This window comes from Stenotrophomonas sp. 22692 (genome assembly GCF_052045015.1).
Taxonomy (GTDB): Bacteria; Pseudomonadota; Gammaproteobacteria; order Xanthomonadales; family Xanthomonadaceae; genus Stenotrophomonas; species Stenotrophomonas geniculata.
Window position 1 is genome coordinate 15,835 of the sequence record NZ_JBQEMR010000040.1, and the last position, 15,979, is coordinate 31,813.

Annotated in this window: 11 protein-coding genes and 2 pseudogenes; 12 read left to right on the plus strand and 1 reads right to left on the minus strand. The window is 66.3% G+C overall.

Annotated elements, in window-relative coordinates:
* Positions 1-54 precede the first annotated feature (54 nt).
* The 5 genes and pseudogenes from rodA to ACTJJM_RS18345 all read left to right on the plus strand — a co-directional run bounded on the left by rodA (position 55) and on the right by ACTJJM_RS18345 (position 7,095).
* Positions 55-1,149, plus strand: coding sequence for a rod shape-determining protein RodA (gene rodA / locus ACTJJM_RS18325; protein ID WP_171954641.1), 1,095 nt, complete (start codon positions 55-57; stop codon positions 1,147-1,149).
* Positions 1,150-1,767: 618 nt separating this feature from the next.
* A pseudogene (locus tag ACTJJM_RS18330) lies at positions 1,768-2,681 on the plus strand (IS110 family transposase).
* Between the two features lie 676 nt (positions 2,682-3,357).
* Complete coding sequence (mltB, locus tag ACTJJM_RS18335; RefSeq protein WP_049480366.1) at positions 3,358-4,503, plus strand: lytic murein transglycosylase B; 1,146 nt, start codon at positions 3,358-3,360, stop codon at positions 4,501-4,503.
* Complete coding sequence (locus ACTJJM_RS18340) at positions 4,500-5,777, plus strand: septal ring lytic transglycosylase RlpA family protein (RefSeq protein ID WP_049480367.1); 1,278 nt, start codon at positions 4,500-4,502, stop codon at positions 5,775-5,777. Before mltB ends, ACTJJM_RS18340 begins: the two co-directional genes overlap by 4 nt.
* Before the next feature lie 100 nt (positions 5,778-5,877).
* A complete protein-coding gene (locus ACTJJM_RS18345; RefSeq protein ID WP_010480982.1) occupies positions 5,878-7,095 on the plus strand; it encodes a D-alanyl-D-alanine carboxypeptidase family protein in 1,218 nt (405 codons plus the stop codon).
* Between the two features lie 122 nt (positions 7,096-7,217).
* On the opposite strand, the gene ACTJJM_RS18350 is transcribed toward ACTJJM_RS18345, so the two are convergent.
* Positions 7,218-8,291, minus strand: coding sequence for a lipid A deacylase LpxR family protein (locus tag ACTJJM_RS18350; RefSeq protein WP_019338844.1), 1,074 nt, complete (start codon positions 8,289-8,291; stop codon positions 7,218-7,220).
* A gap of 263 nt (positions 8,292-8,554) precedes the next feature.
* Here ACTJJM_RS18350 and ACTJJM_RS18355 point away from each other — a divergent pair, with 263 nt between their 5' ends.
* The 7 genes and pseudogenes from ACTJJM_RS18355 (at position 8,555) to gnd (ending at position 15,930) form a co-directional block, all read left to right on the plus strand.
* The gene (locus ACTJJM_RS18355) at positions 8,555-8,833 is read left to right on the plus strand and encodes a YbeD family protein (RefSeq protein WP_005411067.1); all 279 of its coding nucleotides are present in this window, start codon (positions 8,555-8,557) and stop codon (positions 8,831-8,833) included.
* A complete protein-coding gene (gene lipB, locus ACTJJM_RS18360) occupies positions 8,821-9,531 on the plus strand; it encodes a lipoyl(octanoyl) transferase LipB (protein ID WP_032130311.1) in 711 nt (236 codons plus the stop codon). Before ACTJJM_RS18355 ends, lipB begins: the two co-directional genes overlap by 13 nt.
* Before the next feature lie 18 nt (positions 9,532-9,549).
* Positions 9,550-10,560: pseudogene (gene lipA / locus ACTJJM_RS18365) on the plus strand (lipoyl synthase); the annotation flags it as partial.
* 177 nt (positions 10,561-10,737) lie between these two features.
* On the plus strand, positions 10,738-12,915 hold the full coding sequence (locus tag ACTJJM_RS18370; protein WP_010480977.1) for a carboxy terminal-processing peptidase: 2,178 nt from the start codon (positions 10,738-10,740) through the stop codon (positions 12,913-12,915).
* Between the two features lie 243 nt (positions 12,916-13,158).
* Positions 13,159-13,758: a DUF2242 domain-containing protein gene (locus tag ACTJJM_RS18375; protein WP_049452827.1), complete on the plus strand. Its 600-nt coding sequence runs from the start codon at positions 13,159-13,161 to the stop codon at positions 13,756-13,758.
* A 17-nt stretch (positions 13,759-13,775) separates the two neighbouring features.
* Positions 13,776-15,014 carry a hypothetical protein gene (locus ACTJJM_RS18380; RefSeq protein ID WP_043401637.1) on the plus strand — a complete coding sequence of 413 codons (1,239 nt, stop codon included), beginning with the start codon at positions 13,776-13,778 and terminating at the stop codon, positions 15,012-15,014.
* A 10-nt stretch (positions 15,015-15,024) separates the two neighbouring features.
* Positions 15,025-15,930, plus strand: coding sequence for a phosphogluconate dehydrogenase (NAD(+)-dependent, decarboxylating) (gnd, locus tag ACTJJM_RS18385; RefSeq protein WP_043401640.1), 906 nt, complete (start codon positions 15,025-15,027; stop codon positions 15,928-15,930).
* Positions 15,931-15,979: the final 49 nt, after the last annotated feature.

Here is a 15,979-nt window from a genome sequence, read left to right on the forward strand (position 1 = left end):
GCGCAGGACCACCATGACAGCTTCACGCAAGCGCCCGTTGCTACCGTGGCGCGCGTGGAATGGAAACGACTGCTTGGCGGCTGCCGTGAGGCGGTGCGCACGATCGACCTGCCGTTGCTGGTCGCGTTGTTGATCCTGATGGGCGCGGGCCTGGCGGTGCTGCACAGCGTGTCCGGGCCGGTGACCGGGCAGGCGGCGCGCTTTGCCGGTGGCCTGGTGGCGATGTGGCTGCTGTCGCGTGTTTCGCTGCTGCGCCTGCGCGCGTGGACACCGGCGTTGTATGCGCTGTCGATGCTGCCGCTGATGGCGGTGTATGTGATCGGCACCGGCAAGTACGGGCAGCGCTGGCTCAACCTGGGCGTCTTCTACCTGCAGCCGTCGGAGCTGCTCAAGCTCAGCCTGCCGTTGATGATGGCCTGGTACCTGCACCGGCAGCCGTTGCCGCCCTCGCCACGCACGGTGCTGACGGCCGCAGTGTTGATCGGCGTTCCTGCCGTGCTGATCCTGATGCAGCCGAACCTCGGCACCGCCACCTTGGTCACTGCCAGCGGGGTGTTCGCGTTGTTGCTGGCCGGCCTGCACTGGGGCTGGGTGGCAACGGGCGCGGCGGGGCTGGCGGTGGCCGCACCGCTGGCGTGGTTCGGGCTGTTGCGGCAGTACCAGAAGGATCGCGTACTGACCTTCCTCGACCCGGCGGCAGATCCGCTCGGCACCGGCTGGAACATCCTGCAGTCACGCATCGCGATCGGTTCCGGTGGCTGGCAGGGGCGTGGCTGGGGGCAGGGCACGCAGGCCACGCTGGATTTCCTGCCCGAGTACACCACCGACTTCGCGTTCTCGGTGCTGGCCGAGGAATTCGGCTGGATCGGTGTGGCGACGCTGTTCGCGCTGTACCTGTTCGTGGTCGGACGCTGCCTGTGGATCGCAGTGCACGCACGCGACACGCATGCACGGTTGCTGGCCGGCAGCCTGGGGTTGGCGTTCTTCGTCTATGTACTGGTCAATGGTGGAATGATTTCCGGCCTGCTGCCGGTGGTGGGCATCCCGATGCCGTTGATCAGCTATGGCGGGACATCGGCGGTCTCGTTGCTGGCCGGCATCGGACTGGTGATGGCGGTGCGTGGGCACCGGCCCGTGCACGGGGGATAGGGTTTCCAGCCAACGGCGCAGCCCCTCGTGGATGACCGCGCAAAGCAGTTCATGGGTGGGGCCGGGTAGATGGGCCGCGCAGGGGACGCTGCAAGTACATCCATGTAAGCTCGGTCGCCGCATCCATGCGGCTCACGCCCCTGCGCAGCCCATCTACCCGGCCACGGACAGGTTCCGTGCGCGTCTCCCACGGAGAAGAAAAAGAAGATCAAAAGCAAAGGCGGCCTGGCGGGTCGCTTCATTGCCTTGTGTAGAGCCGATCCATGCTCGGCTCACGAGCAAGCGCAGCGTCGCGATCCGCTTTTGATCTTCTTTTTCTTCTCCGTGGGTGGCAGACCTCCGAAATCTGTCAGAGGCCGGTCGGGTTGGGTACGCGGGGGTGTCAGCCGCATGGATGCGGCTGCCAAGCCTTATCTGATGGAAATCTGGCAGCGTAGGTGCCGAGAGCCGGCGTGGGCCGCCGTGTAAGCCTGGATCTCGACGATCGCCTTGGAGCTTGGCGCCCACGCCGGAATCTCCCTTGATCCGCCCGAACAGTTGCTGGAGCTGACACTCGCAGTGATAAGACTGGGCAAGCGGGGGAGCTCTCGACCCTTCCAGACTATACGGAGTCCGGTGATGAACGGGATCGGGATTGATGTCAGCAAGCGCCAACTGGATGTCGGCACGACGGACGGAGAGACCCTGCAGGTCTGCAATAACCGCTCCGGCTTTTCTGAATTGGATGTTTGGCTGAAGAAGCGTCCGGTCAGCCAGATCGTGCTGGAAGCCACCGGCGGCTACGAACGACCGGTGCTGGATTTTCTGCACGCAGTGGGCATCCGGTGGTCCGCGCCAATGCCCTGCGGGCCCGCAGGCTGGCTCAGGGGATGGGGCAGATGGCCAAGACCGACCGGTTGGATGCCTATGCATTGGCGCAGATGGCGGCCTTGGTGAAACTTCCGGCCTACCAACCGCTGGAGCCTTGGCAGCAGAAAATGCGGGAATTCGTGCGGGCACGTCGACAGGCGATGCACGCGCTGACCATCGCGCGGCAGCAGCTGGAAATGGTCGGTGATCGTGAATTGCGCCGGCTACTGCAGGCCAACATCACCCGCTTGCAGACGCTGGTTGAACGTCTGGGAAAGCAAATTGCCGAGCAGGTTACCCAGCAGCCTCAACTGGCTGTCCTGAAGTCGATGAAGGGCGTTGGCCCTGGCCTGCAGGCGGTATTGGCAAGCTATCTTCCCGAGTTGGGAAAGATCAGCGGCAAGGCCATCGCCAGCCTCGTCGGTGTGGCTCCGATGTCCCACGACAGCGGAACCATGCGAGGGAAACGCAGCATCCATGGCGGCAGAGCCGAGATCCGCCAGGTGCTCTACATGGCCAGCATGTCGGCCATGCGGCATGAACCTCAACTGCGCGATTTCTACCAGTCGCTGCGAGCCCGAGGCAAAGAAGGAAAAGTAGCCATCGTGGCGGTGATGCGGAAGATGCTGGTGATCCTCAACGCCCGGGTGCGCGACGCTGAAAACGGGTTGGTCCCAGCCTAAGGCCAGGCAGGGCGCAAGACCAAAGGCTGCCGGCCAGCGGCCGGCACTACCGTGCCCGTCTCATGGAGGGGCCAAGCTCCTCCATCAACACAGTTGCTCCATGGACGGATTCACGGCGTCCCCCGCGTACCCAACCCGACCGGCCCACCCGCGGCTTCTCCTTTCCGCGACCACCCAGACACCACCCACGAGGGGCTGCGCCGTTGGCTGGAAACTTCCTGACTCTGCGCAACGCCCGTTGTGGAAGCGTTCTCACAACGATGCACGGCAGCACACCCGCTGACCAAAGTCCGGAAAAAACGTTAGCTGGTTCACACTTTTACAGCGCGTTGATCCTGATCAATGGACTTGTCGTAATCGGCCTGCACAATGGCGGCCCGTTCGGCACGGCGCGCCGTCAATCGTTGCAGCGCGAGGGGGCGTCGGGCGGGAGCAGTACTGATCCAACGGATACAGGGAGCGCGGGGTACTGCCACTGGGGAGCGGCAGCCGCGCGGGTATCGACCGGATCCGGTTGCCGGTTGCGTCTGCGGGGATGGGGACGCAACCGGCCACCTCTATCTGAATGGGGAAGCCCGATCACGACGCCTTCACATTTCCCGCTGAACGCGGGCAAATCGTTGTGATTCATGGTGTTAGGGGTTTTAATTCATCCATGACCTGCTAACCTGCGACGATGATTCGACGCACTCTGGCCTGCATGCTCACCCTCGGCCTGGTCGCCTGCGCGACCCAGCCGAAGTCCCCACCGTCTTCGCCCCAGGCCAGCAGCACGCCGCGCCAACCCGCCGCCAAGGCCCATGGCCCGGCCGAGGCCGCGCCCGAAGCCACCGCTGCCACCGCGCCGCCGGTCGATCTCACCCCGGTGCCGTTCGAGGTCGCACGGGCCCGCTTCATTGCCGATACCGCCAAGCGCTATGGCCTGAAGCCGGAGCAGATCAGCAGCGTGCTCGACCAGGCGCAGGTGCGCCAGCCGATCATCGCCGCGATGTCGCGCCCGGCCGAACGGGTCAAGCCGTGGAACGAATACCGGCCGATGTTCATCAGCAAGGCCCGCATCGATGGCGGCCGCGCGTTCCTGGCCCAGCATCGCGCCGAGCTGGATCGCGTGCAGCAGCGCACCGGTGTGCCCGCTGAAGTGATCGTGGCGATCATCGGCGTGGAAACCAGCTACGGCAAGAATGCCGGCAGCCATCGCGTGCTCGATGCACTGTACACGCTGGCGTTCTATTACCCGCGCAGCGGCGACCCGGCCAAGCTGGAACGCGAAGTACGCCGCGAGCTGTTCTTCCGCGATGAGCTGGCCAAGCTGTTCGAGCTCGGCCGCGAGGAAAACCTGGACATCACCACGCTCAAGGGCAGCTATGCCGGTGCGATGGGCATGGGCCAGTTCATGCCGTCCAGCTATCTGGATTACGCGGTGGACGGCAACGGTGATGGCCGTCGCGACCTGTTCACCAGCTACGACGACGTGTTCTCGTCCATTGCCAACTACTTCGTGAAGAAGGGTGGCTGGGTCCGTGGTGGCCAGGTGGCCGTGCCGGCCACGCTGGCGCCGGGCCGCGAGGAGTTCAATCCGACCGAATGGATGCCGACCTGGTCGATGGCCGACCTGGCGCAGCGCGGCTACCAGCCGAGCGCGCCGGTACAGCCGGGCGCCACCGCCACCCCGATCACGCTTGAAGGCAGCACCGGCAAGCAGTACTGGCTGGGCTTCCAGAACTACTACGCGATCACCCGCTACAACCTCTCGAAGATGTACGCGATGGCCGTGTTCCAGTTGTCCCAGGCCATTGCCGGACAGGAGCTGCCCCCGGCATGAACATCAGATGGCTGGTCCCAGGCTTGATCGTCCTCGCGCTGGCTGCCTGCAGCAGCGCGCCGAAGAAGCCGGCCACGGCCGGCCATGGTGGCAAGTCGGGCGGCACCCTGGTGCAGGGGCGCGGCTCGCGCCCGGCACACTGCCCGGAAGGGTCGCCGTACGCGGCGGCCAAGGAAGACCTGAGCACCCGCGGCAACTACACCGCCGGTGGCCTGTACAAGCCGGGCGTGCGCGACAGCACGCCGGATTACATTCCCAACGTGGCCTGCATTCCCGAGCCGGAAGTGACCGCCGAGGAGCGCTCGGCGATCGGCAACAAGTCGCCGTACGTGGTGCTGGGCAAGTCGTACAAAGTGCTTGATGACACCCGCAACTATGTCGAGCGCGGCACCGCGTCGTACTACGGCGCCAAGTTCCACGGCCGCCTGACCTCGAACCGTGAGGTCTACGACATGTACCAGTTCACCGCCGCGCACAAGACGCTGCCGCTGCCCAGCTTCGCCCGCGTGACCAACCTCGACAACGGCGAGTCGGTGATCGTGCGCGTCAACGATCGCGGCCCGTTCCATGATGGCCGCGTAGTCGATCTCAGCTACGCCGCCGCCGTGCGCCTGGGCATCACCCAGCGCGGTACCGGCAATGTCGAGGTGCGCGCGCTGCAGCCGGGCGAGGGCAACCTGCTGGCGCAAAAGCCCTCGCGCCGCGAACGTCGTGCTGCCGAAGCGGCCGCAACCACCACCGTGGCCAGCGCGCGCCCGACGCCGGCTGCACGCGCCACAGCCGACAGCGACATCGATCGCCTGGTCAAGCGCCTGCCGGGCGACAGCATGCCTGCGCGTGGCCAGCCGGCCACCACCCAGGGCGTGGCCAGCACCGTGCCGGATGTGGCGGTCAGCAGCCTGCCGCCGAGCGCGCCGCCGGTGCGCAGCACGGTGCCCGCTCCGGCTGTCGTGGCCAGCACCACTCCGCGCGCGGTGGCACCGGCACCGGTGCGCAGCGCATCGACCACGCCGGCCGTACCCAGCCTGTCGCAGCAGGTGGTGGGCGCGGTGATGGTGCAGGTCGCCAGCTTCTCCAGCCGCGACAATGCCAACCGCGCGATGGGCCAGCTCAACGCCGCCGGCATCGTCGGCGCGACCATCAGTGACATCGCTGCCGGTGGCCGCACCCTGTTCCGCCTGCGCGTTCCCGCCAGCGACCATGCCAGTGCTGCGGAACTTGCCGGCCGCATCGCCGGTCTGGGCCTGGGTTCGCCGCAGATCATCAAGGATTGATCCGCCCGGGCCGGTGCTGCCGGCCCATGCTCCCCCGGCCTTACAATGGCCGTTACGTTCCACCCTCCATTCCCGGCCGTCCCCTGGAGCCTGCTGTCCAATGAATTTCCGTTCCGCCGCCACCGCCCTGGCCGCCACCCTGGTGGTGGGCCTGGCTTCCGCCCAGACGCCGCTGCCGACCCCGGCCACGCCGACGCCTGCCGCCGCTGCCGCCCCGGCCACTGTTGCCACTCCGCCGGCGCCCGCGCCCAGCGTGTCCAAGGCCTGGGTGCTGATGGATTACGCCACCGGCCAGGTGCTGGCCGGTGAAAACATCCACGAACAGCTGGCTCCGGCCAGCATCACCAAGGTGATGACGTCCTACGTGATCGCCGCCGAGGTCAAGAACGGCAAGGTCCGTGCGGATGACCAGGTGATGATGAGCGAGCGCGCCTGGCGCGAAGGTGGCGCCGGTACCGATGGCAGCTACAGCGGCTTCCCGGTCAACCAGACCGCGCGCCTGGAAGACATGGAAAAAGGCATGGCGATCCAGTCCGGCAACGACGCCGCGATCGCCCTGGCCGAACACGTGGCTGGCAGCGAGGAGGCCTTTGCTTCGCTGATGAACAGCTATGCCGCCAAGATCGGCATGAAGAATTCGCACTTCGTGAACGCCCATGGCCTGACCGCTCCGGGCCACCATAGCAGCGCCTACGATCTGGCACTGCTGGGCCGCGCGATGGTGCGCGATTACCCGGAAACCTACGCGTACAACAAGATCAAGGAATTCCAGGTCGGCAACATCAAGCAGCCGAACCGCAACCTGCTGCTGTGGCGCGATGGCAGCGTGGACGGCATCAAGACCGGTCACACCTCGGAAGCCGGTTACTGCCTGATGAGCTCGGCCCAGCGTGGTGACCAGCGTCTGGTGGCCGTGGTGCTGGGCGGCCAGTCGGAAAAGCAGCGTGCCGATGACAGCCTGGCGCTGTTGAACTGGGGCTTCCGCTTCTTCGAGACCCACCGCCTGTACGAACCGGGCAAGGCCGTAGCCGAGCACAAGGTCTGGAAGGGCACCACCGACAAGGTGCAGCTGGGCGTGGCGCAACCGATGCTGGTGAGCGTGCCGCGCGGCCGCTACAACGACCTGAAGCCGAGCATCGATGTGCCCAAGACCCTGGAAGCACCGTTCACCGCCGGCCAGCAGATCGGCACCGTGAAGGTGATGCTGGATGGCAAGCTGGTGGCTGAAGCGCCGCTGGTGGCGGTGGCTGCCGTTGAACAGGCCGGCTTCTTCAAGCGCCTGTGGGACAGCTTCTGGATGTGGTGGGAATCGGAATGATCCGCGCCCCGGCGTGGTGAAGGAAAAGGCCGGCGAATGCCGGCCTTTTCGTTCTGTAGAGTCGGGCCGTGCTCGACTGTCGTTGCCATCAACCGGCGTGCCGACCAACGGTCGGCACCTACCTACAGCGACCGGCTGATGGTGAAGCTGCCGAACACCGGTGCTTCGCGCTGGCCGTTGAACTCGCGCGTGCTGTGGTAACGCGCCGCAGCGAACTTCCAGCGTCCGTACATCACGGCCACGCCGTAGCCGCCGTAAGCCACCACATGGCGCTTGTCCACGCTGTGACTGTTGCGGAACGTGTTGCCGTCCAGCGTGATGTCGCGGATCACCCAGGCAGCGTCCGAGGTCGCGAACAGGTGCCAGGACCAGCCATTGGGACGGCCGCCGCGGGTCGGCGCAGTGTTCTCGCCGGCCGGGCGCAACGGCGTGCTGCCGAAGTCGTCCGGCAGCTTCCAGCCGAAGCGCACTTCACCGCCGAGGTTGGCCTTGGTTTCCAGGTTGCCGATCGATCCACCGTAGTGGCTGATGGCGTCCCAACCCCAGCCGTCGGCATTGACGCTGGCATCGCCCGGCCAGCGGCGCATGCGCTCATGGGTCAGCATGAACAGCGGCTCGTTGTGCAGCTGGTTGTCCCAGCCCTTGAATTTCTCGTCGCCCAGCACGTCGTGCACGGCGTTCTGCACCTGCTTGCCCTGTGCCCACGGGCCGACCACGCCCAGCGTCAGCTGGGTGGTCTGCAGGCGGTCGCCGCTGCGCGCATTGAAACCGAAGTTTGCGATCAGTACGCCGGCGTAAGGTCGGTCGTCCTCGATCAGGTCCCTACGGCTGAAATCGGTCGGCGTGAAGATGCCCTGGCCGATGCTGAAGATCATGTTCTGCTGTTCGAACTTGCCCGGGTGCAGCCCTTCCAGGTACTGGTTCACCCAGCGCGCCATGCGCGGCAGGCAGGGGTCGTCGGTGTAATCGACCAGATTGGGCGAGACCAGGGTCAACAGTGCACCGTTGGTGTAGCCCTGGTCCTGGTGGCGGCCGCCGAACAGGTCATTGTCGACGCGGAAATTGACCTGCGGCGGGTGGTCGCGCATTGCGTCCGGACCACATTGTTCGGCCGCCTGGGCGGTAAGGGGGAGGGCAGCAGCCAGCAGGCCTGACAGCCCGAGGGCTGCAAGGCGGCGTTGGGAAGGGGGGCTCATGTGAGAAGTTGTTTCTGTCTGTCGTTATATGCTGCGACACGGTACTCGCGCGAACGTGATGGAACGAGCGCGTTCGGATCACTTGTCTGTTCCGAAAACGACATTGTCTCGTGAAGACAATCCTGCCCTGTCCTGCGGTGCGCCACGGGGCCGGGGCCAATGCTGAACGGCCGTTCAGCTGCAACGCAGCGACTCACCGGTGCACTGTTTGACGTTGATGAATACTCTTGGGTTTGTTGCCCTGCGGCCCGATAATGGGGGGCATGGAAATCAAGTCCGACAACCCCGACCACGGCTTCCAGTTCCCCGGCCAGTTCGAGCTCAGTGCCATGGGCCCGGCCAACCGCGGCCTGGAACATGAGCTCCCCCGCCTGCTGCTGGCTGCCGGCATCGATGTCGTCAATGAACGCATCAGCTGGAAGCATTCCTCCAACGGCAAGTACGTGTCCGTCCGCATCGTGTTCAAGGCCGAGAGCCGCGAACAGTACGACCTGGCGCACCAGGCGCTGCGCGACCACCCGGAAGTGAAGTGGACGCTGTAGCCGACAGCTGCCCGGCCGAAGCCGCCCCGGAAGACCGCGCGCCGCGTCCGGCGCTGGTCCGCGACCTCGGCCGCCAGGCGTACGAGCCGGTGTGGCGCGCCATGCAGCGCTTCACCGACCAGCGCAGCGAGGCCGACGCCGATGAGCTGTGGGTGGTCGAGCACGACCCGGTATTCACCCTGGGCCAGGCCGGCAAGGACGAGCACGTGCTGGCGCCGGGCGAGATCCCGGTGCTGCACGTGGACCGCGGTGGCCAAGTGACCTATCACGGCCCCGGCCAGCTGGTGGTCTATCCGCTGCTGCGCCTGCCACGGCTGGGCATCGGTGTGCGCGACTACGTATGCCGCATCGAGCAGGCCATCATCGATACCCTGGCCGAGTGGAACATCGGTGCCGAACGCCGCGAGGGCGCCCCGGGCGTCTACGTCGGTGGCGCCAAGATCGCCGCGCTCGGCATCCGCGTGCGCCGCGGCTGTACCTTCCATGGCCTGGCCTTCAACGTGGCCATGGACCTGGAACCTTTCCACCGTATCAACCCCTGTGGCTATCAGGGGTTGCAGGTGACCTCGGTAGTAGACTTGGGCGGGCCCTCCGGGATGGAGGCCGTCAAGCCGGTGCTGCTGGACCACCTGGCCCGCCAGTTCGGTCTGCTGTTGCAGCCCACGCCCGAACTGCCTGATCTTTCTGCGGCCGCCTGACCGCCCCCCGGAACTGCCATGACTGAAACCACCGCCCGTTCCATTCCCCTGCAGATCGTGCAGGGCGACTCTCCGACCGCCGCGCCGTTGCAGGCCGGGGTCAAGCAGCTGGGCGGTGACAAGATCAACCGCTCGCCGGTGCAGTTCGCCGACGCGCCGGTGCTGCGCAAGCCGTCCTGGATCCGCGTGCGCATTCCTTCGGGCAATGCCGTGCAGAACCTGAAGGCCAAGCTGCGCGAGAACCGCCTGGTGACGGTGTGCGAGGAAGCCAGCTGCCCGAACATCCACGAGTGCTTCGGCCACGGCACCGCCACCTTCATGATCCTTGGTGAAGTCTGCACGCGCCGCTGCTCGTTCTGCGACGTGGCCCACGGCCGCCCGAAGCCGCCGGATGCCAACGAGCCGGCCAGCCTCGGCCAGACCGTGGCCGACATGGGCCTGAAGTACGTGGTGGTGACCAGCGTCGACCGTGATGACCTGCGCGACGGCGGTGCCCAGCACTTCGTCGACTGCATCACCGCCATCCGCGAAAAGTCGCCGGGTACCCGCATCGAAGTGCTGACCCCGGACTTCCGCGGCAAGGGCCGCATGGAACGTGCGCTGGAGATCCTGGCGCAGAACCCGCCGGATGTGTTCAACCACAACATCGAGACCGTACCTGACCTGTACCGCAACGTGCGCCCGGGTGCGGACTACCAGTGGTCGCTGAACCTGCTGAAGAACTTCAAGGCGCAGCACCCGGACGTGCCGACCAAGAGCGGCATCATGCTGGGCCTGGGCGAAGACTTCGAACAGATCAAGGCCACCATGCGTGACCTGCGCGCGCACGACGTGGACATGATCACCATCGGCCAGTACCTGCAGCCGACCGCGCACCACCACCCGGTGCTGAAGTACTGGACGCCCGAGGACTACAAGGCGCTGGAAGTCTACGGCTACGAGCTGGGCTTCAGCCACGTGGCCTCCGGCCCGATGGTGCGCTCGTCGTACCACGCCGATGTCCAGGCCAAGGGCGCCGGCGCTACCGGTGGGTGCGGACCGTTGGTCCGCACGCCTTGCCCTGCATTCACAATTTGCTACACCGGCCCCGCTAGGCTGGTTTTCCACCGAGCGCGGCCGGGTGACAAACCCGGCAACTTTCGGCACTGTCGTGGTGTCTGAACACCACGCAGTCTCCCCCTTGGCAAGGCGCCTTCGAGCACGTCAATGAAATTCAAAGCCCCCGCATTCCTGATGGCCCTGGCGCTGGTTGCGCCGCTGGCGCTGGCGGCCAAGGCCGACTCGCCGGCATTGCCCGCCGCGGCAACCGCCGATCAGGTGACCACCTCCAAGCTGGTGTACGGCCTGTTGTCCGACAGCCGTTACGCCTACCGCCCGCGCGCGCTGGACGAGGCCACCTCCAAGGACGTGTTCAAGCGCTACCTGGAGACGCTGGACGGCGGCAAGCAGTACTTCACCCAGGCCGACGTGGCGCGCTTCGCGCCGTTCGAAGCCAACATCTCCTCGGCCATCCGTGGCGGCGAGCTGGAGCCGGCGTTCCAGGTGTTCGCGGTCTACAAGCAGCGCGTCGGCGAACGTGTGGCCTATGCGCGCAAGCTGCTCAAGCAGGAGCCGGACTTCACCACCGACGAGCGCTTCGAATACGACCGCAAGAAGGTGCCGTGGGCGGCCAGCAGCGCCGAACTGGATGAGCTGTGGCGCAAGTCGGTGAAGAACGACTGGCTGCGCCTGAAGCTGGCCGGCAAGAAGCCGGACGACATCCGCAAGACGCTGGACAAGCGCTACGCGACGCTGGAGAAGTCGGTCAATGAACTGAAGGGCGAAGACGTCTTCCAGTTCTTCATGAATTCTTACACCAGCGCGGTCGATCCGCACACCGATTACTTCACCCCGCGCACCGCCGAGAACTTCAACCAGGCGATGTCGCTGTCGCTGGAAGGCATCGGTGCGCAGCTGCAGCGCCAGGACGACGTGGTGGTGATCCGCGAGATCATCGCCGGTGGTCCGGCTGCGGTGGACGGCACGCTGAAGCCGGGTGACCGTATCGTCGGCGTCGGCCAGGGCAAGTCCGGCCTGGTCGAGGACGTGATCGGCTGGCGCATCGACGATGTCGTGGCCAAGATCCGTGGCGCCAAGGACACCCAGGTCAAGCTGGAATTCATTCCGGCCGCTGAAGGTGCCGACGGCAAGCACCACACCCTGGTGCTGACCCGCCAGAAGGTGCGCCTGGCCGAACAGGCTGCCAAGGGCGAGACCATGACCATTCCGGCCGCCAACGGCGAGCCGGCACGCAAGGTCGGCGTGATCAAGCTGCCGACCTTCTACCAGGACTTCGAAGGCCGTCGCCGCAATGCGGCCGATTACGCTTCGGCCACCCGCGACGTGGCCAAGCTGCTGGCCGGCTTCAAGAACGACAAGCTGGATGGCGTGGTGCTGGATCTGCGCAACAACGGCGGTGGTTCGCTGGACGAAGCCATTGAACTGACCGGCCTGTTCATCGAGCAGGGCCCGGTGGTGCAGGTGCGCGAGTCCGGTGGCCGCGTCACCGTCAACAGCGACCGCAACCAGGGCGTGGCATGGGATGGCCCGCTGGCGGTGCTGATCAACCGCGGTTCGGCCTCGGCCTCGGAGATCTTCGCCGGTGCCATCCAGGATTACGGCCGTGGCCTTGTGATCGGTGAGACCAGCTTCGGCAAGGGCACGGTGCAGAACATCGTCGACCTCGACCGTTGGCCGAGCGGTGAGACCCAGCGTTTCGGTCAGGTCAAGCTGACCATCGCCCAGTTCTTCCGCATCAGCGGCAGCAGCACCCAGCACAAGGGTGTGGTGCCGGACCTGGCCTTCCCGGCCAGCGTCGATGCCACCGAGTTCGGCGAGAGCACCTACGACAACGCGCTGCCGTGGACCCGCATCGCTGCCGTGCCGCACACCCAGTACGGCAACTTCGCGCCGCTGCTGCCGAAGCTGGAAACCCGCCATGACGCGCGCATTGCCGCCGACAAGGAATTCCAGTGGTGGAACGAGGACGTGCAGCAGTTCCGCACCGAGGCCGCGAAGAAGTACATCTCGCTCAACGAGGCCACCCGCCGCGCCGAGCGTGAGCGCCAGGACACCCAGCGCAAGGAGCGCCAGGCAATGCGCAAGGAACTGGGCCTGGCCCTGGACCCGCTGGCCGATGACAGCAACGACGACGGCCTGACGGGCAACGAGCGCGACATCGTCAAGGATGCCGCACGCGAGAAGGCTGCTGAGAAGCGTCCTGACCCGCTGCTGCGCGAGTCGGCCTCGATCCTGGCCGATGCGGTGAACCTGCTGGCCAGCGACCGCCCGCTGTCGGCGCAGGTGCTGCCGCAGTCCACCGGCGCCGGTCGCTGGGCGGACTGAGCCGGCGACGGCATGCGATACCGTAGGGGGGCCGGCATTGCCGGCCCCTTTTCGTTTGGGTGCCTCCGTCCCGGTAGCGCCGGGCCATGCCCGGCGAGCCACATGCCACAAACGACTTAATCCCCTCCGTCCCTTTTTTGTGCATGAACAGGCAGCAACGGGGTGGCGCGGTCATGCCGGTTTCGACCCGCCGCACACGGCCGCAGGACTACCCTTGGCGGTACCGTCCTCGCAGGAGTACCCATGCGGGCCTCCCGTCTTTCCAGTGCTGTTGTGGCGCTTGGCAGTGCCCTGATCCTGTCGGCCTGTGGTGGCCGCACCGCCGACAGTACCCTGCTGCGCGAATCCTTCGACTCCGGCGACACGTTCTCGCGTACCGTCGATGGCCGCCCGGGCGAAGCCTGTGAAGCCGCGCGACGCACCCTGCTCAGCCAGGGCTATGCCATCGCCCGTGCCGATGACGCACAGGTGGAAGGCAACAAGAACTTCCAGCCGCGCGAAGACGACCATGAGCAGCTGGTGCTGCGCATCTCCTGCGCGCCGCGTGGCAACCAGACGCTGGTGTTCGTCAGTGCGGTGCAGGACCGCTATGCGCTGAAGAAGAGCCCGACCTCAGCCAGTGTCGGTGTCGGTGCGCTGGGCTCGGTATCGCTGCCGTTCGGCAGCAACGACGATTCGTTGGTGAAAGTGGCGAGCAGCACGGTCACCGACGCCGATTTCTATCGCCGCTTCTTCCAGCGCCTGCAGCAGTACCTGCCGCCGGCTGCGGGCATGCCATCACCGTTGCCGCCGCCGCCCTCTGCAGTTCCTGAGCCCGCACCCGCCCGCACGGACCAGGGCTGAACGTGCACGGCGGGTTGATGGGCGCGGCCCTGCTGCTGGCGCCCGTGCTGGGCATGGCGGCCACAGCCGCCGACTGTACGCAGGGGCTGCTGCAGCGGCTGGGCTGGCGTTTCGATGAAGCCGCGCTCAGTACGCCGCAGGTCCACGGCGGCGCAGTGTGTACGCGCGCGTCGCTGGCCGAGTCGCAGGCTGCCGGCGACCTGCACGTGCGCTGGCCGGCAGACATGTCTGCTACAGCGCGCCAGGCGTTGCTGCAGCAGCTGCTGGACGATCCGGCCACGGTCTGCGCCTATGCGTTCCAGCTGGGTGCAGCCACGCAACGTGCCGCTACTGCATTGCAGGGCAATCCAGGATTCCGCTTCTCTGGCCTGCAGCTCGGTTGGATTGGCTTCGGCCTGCACGGCGCACAGGCGCAAGGCTGGCAGCGCACGCGAAGTTTCGGCCGTGGTTTCGTGCCCACTGCGAGCAACAGCCAGGCGCTGCAGGCGTTCTACAGCGGCAATGTGCGCGCCGAATGCGGAGTCGGCCGCCAGGTCGCGCAGCTGTCCGCCCAGCGCGAGCTGTATGGCGATGCTGCATTCGACGCCGAATTTGCCGCAGAGGAGTTGTCGATCGGCACGTTCCTCGCCCTGCACGGTACCGACAGCATTCTGCTCGGCGCTCATTCCGGCGATTTCTTCGCCGATGGCAAGGCGGTGCGCACCTCGGCGATGGGGCAACAGGCGTTCGTGGGCGTGCCCGGTTTCATCGAACATGTGTACGACAAGGGCACGCTGGACGACCTGAGCAACCAGGCCGAGAACTTCGTGGTGGTTGACGTGGGCGCGGACGCTGCGCAGGCCCTGGCCACCCACGGCGGCCTGGCCTGGTACGACCAGCGCAATGTCGAACTATGGAAACTCGCGCAGGACATCCCGCGGATCGGCCAGCGCTACTTCGAGCGCCTGCTGTTCGAGCGCGACCCGGACCTTCGTGCACGGCTGGAACCGCGCTACCACGCCACGCTGGCACGAATGGACCAGCTGCTGGACGATCCGTTCTACCAGCAGTTCGTGATCTATGTGCATCCACGCGGTATACGTCCCATCGGCTACCACATCGCCCGCCTGCTTGATCGCAACCCACGAACGCCGTTTTCGATCGACCTGGCGGTGCACAATCTGCATACCACGCTCTACCGGCGTTGGCGCGAGGCGCAGCTGCGCCACTGCGCGGCTACCGGCAGGCCAGGCAGCCTGACCCTAGACCCCAACTGAAGGTGAAACAATGGATATTGCAATGATCGGTCTCGGCCGCATGGGCGCCAACATGGCCCAGCGCCTGCATCGCGGCGGCCACCGCGTGGTCGGCTACGACCCGGGCGAAGGCGCCCGCCAGCGCGCCGCCGAGGCCGGCCTGGAGGTGGTTGATTCTCTGGCCGCGGCCGTAGCCGCACTGCCGGTGCCGCGCGTGGTGTGGCTGATGGTGCCGGCTGGCGAAACCGTCGACCAGACCCTGGGCCAGCTGACCCCGCACCTGGCCGAGGGTGACATCGTCATCGACGGCGGCAACTCCAACTACCAGGACTCGATCCGCCGCGCCAAGGCGCTGGCCGAGGACGATCTGGGCTACGTCGACTGCGGCACCAGCGGTGGCGTGTGGGGCCTGCAGGAGGGCTACAGCCTGATGGTCGGTGGCGAAGCGCCGGTGGTGGAGCAGATCGCACCGCTGCTGCGCACGTTGGCACCGGCTGAAGATCGCGGCTGGGCACGTGTCGGTCCGTCTGGCGCCGGCCACTTCACCAAGATGGTCCACAACGGCATCGAATACGGAATGATGCAGGCCTACGCCGAAGGCTTCGCGTTGATGGAGCGCAAGCAGGAGATGGAGCTGGACCTGGCCCAGGTGGCCGAGGTGTGGCGCCACGGCAGCGTGGTGCGCTCGTGGCTGCTGGACCTGAGCACCGAAGCCCTCAAGCGCAATCCGTCGCTGGATGGCATCGCGCCGTACGTGGAGGATTCTGGTGAAGGCCGCTGGACCGTGGCCGAAGCGATCGCACTGGATGTGCCGGCACCGGTGATCACCTTGTCGCTGCTGGAACGCCTGCGCTCGCGTGAATCCAATTCGTTCACCGACCGCCTGCTGTCGGCGATGCGCAATGAATTCGGCGGTCACGCGATCAAGAAGTCGTAAGCACGAAGCCGGGGTCGGGGGGGGCTCTTCCCGCAAGGGGGTCTCGCCC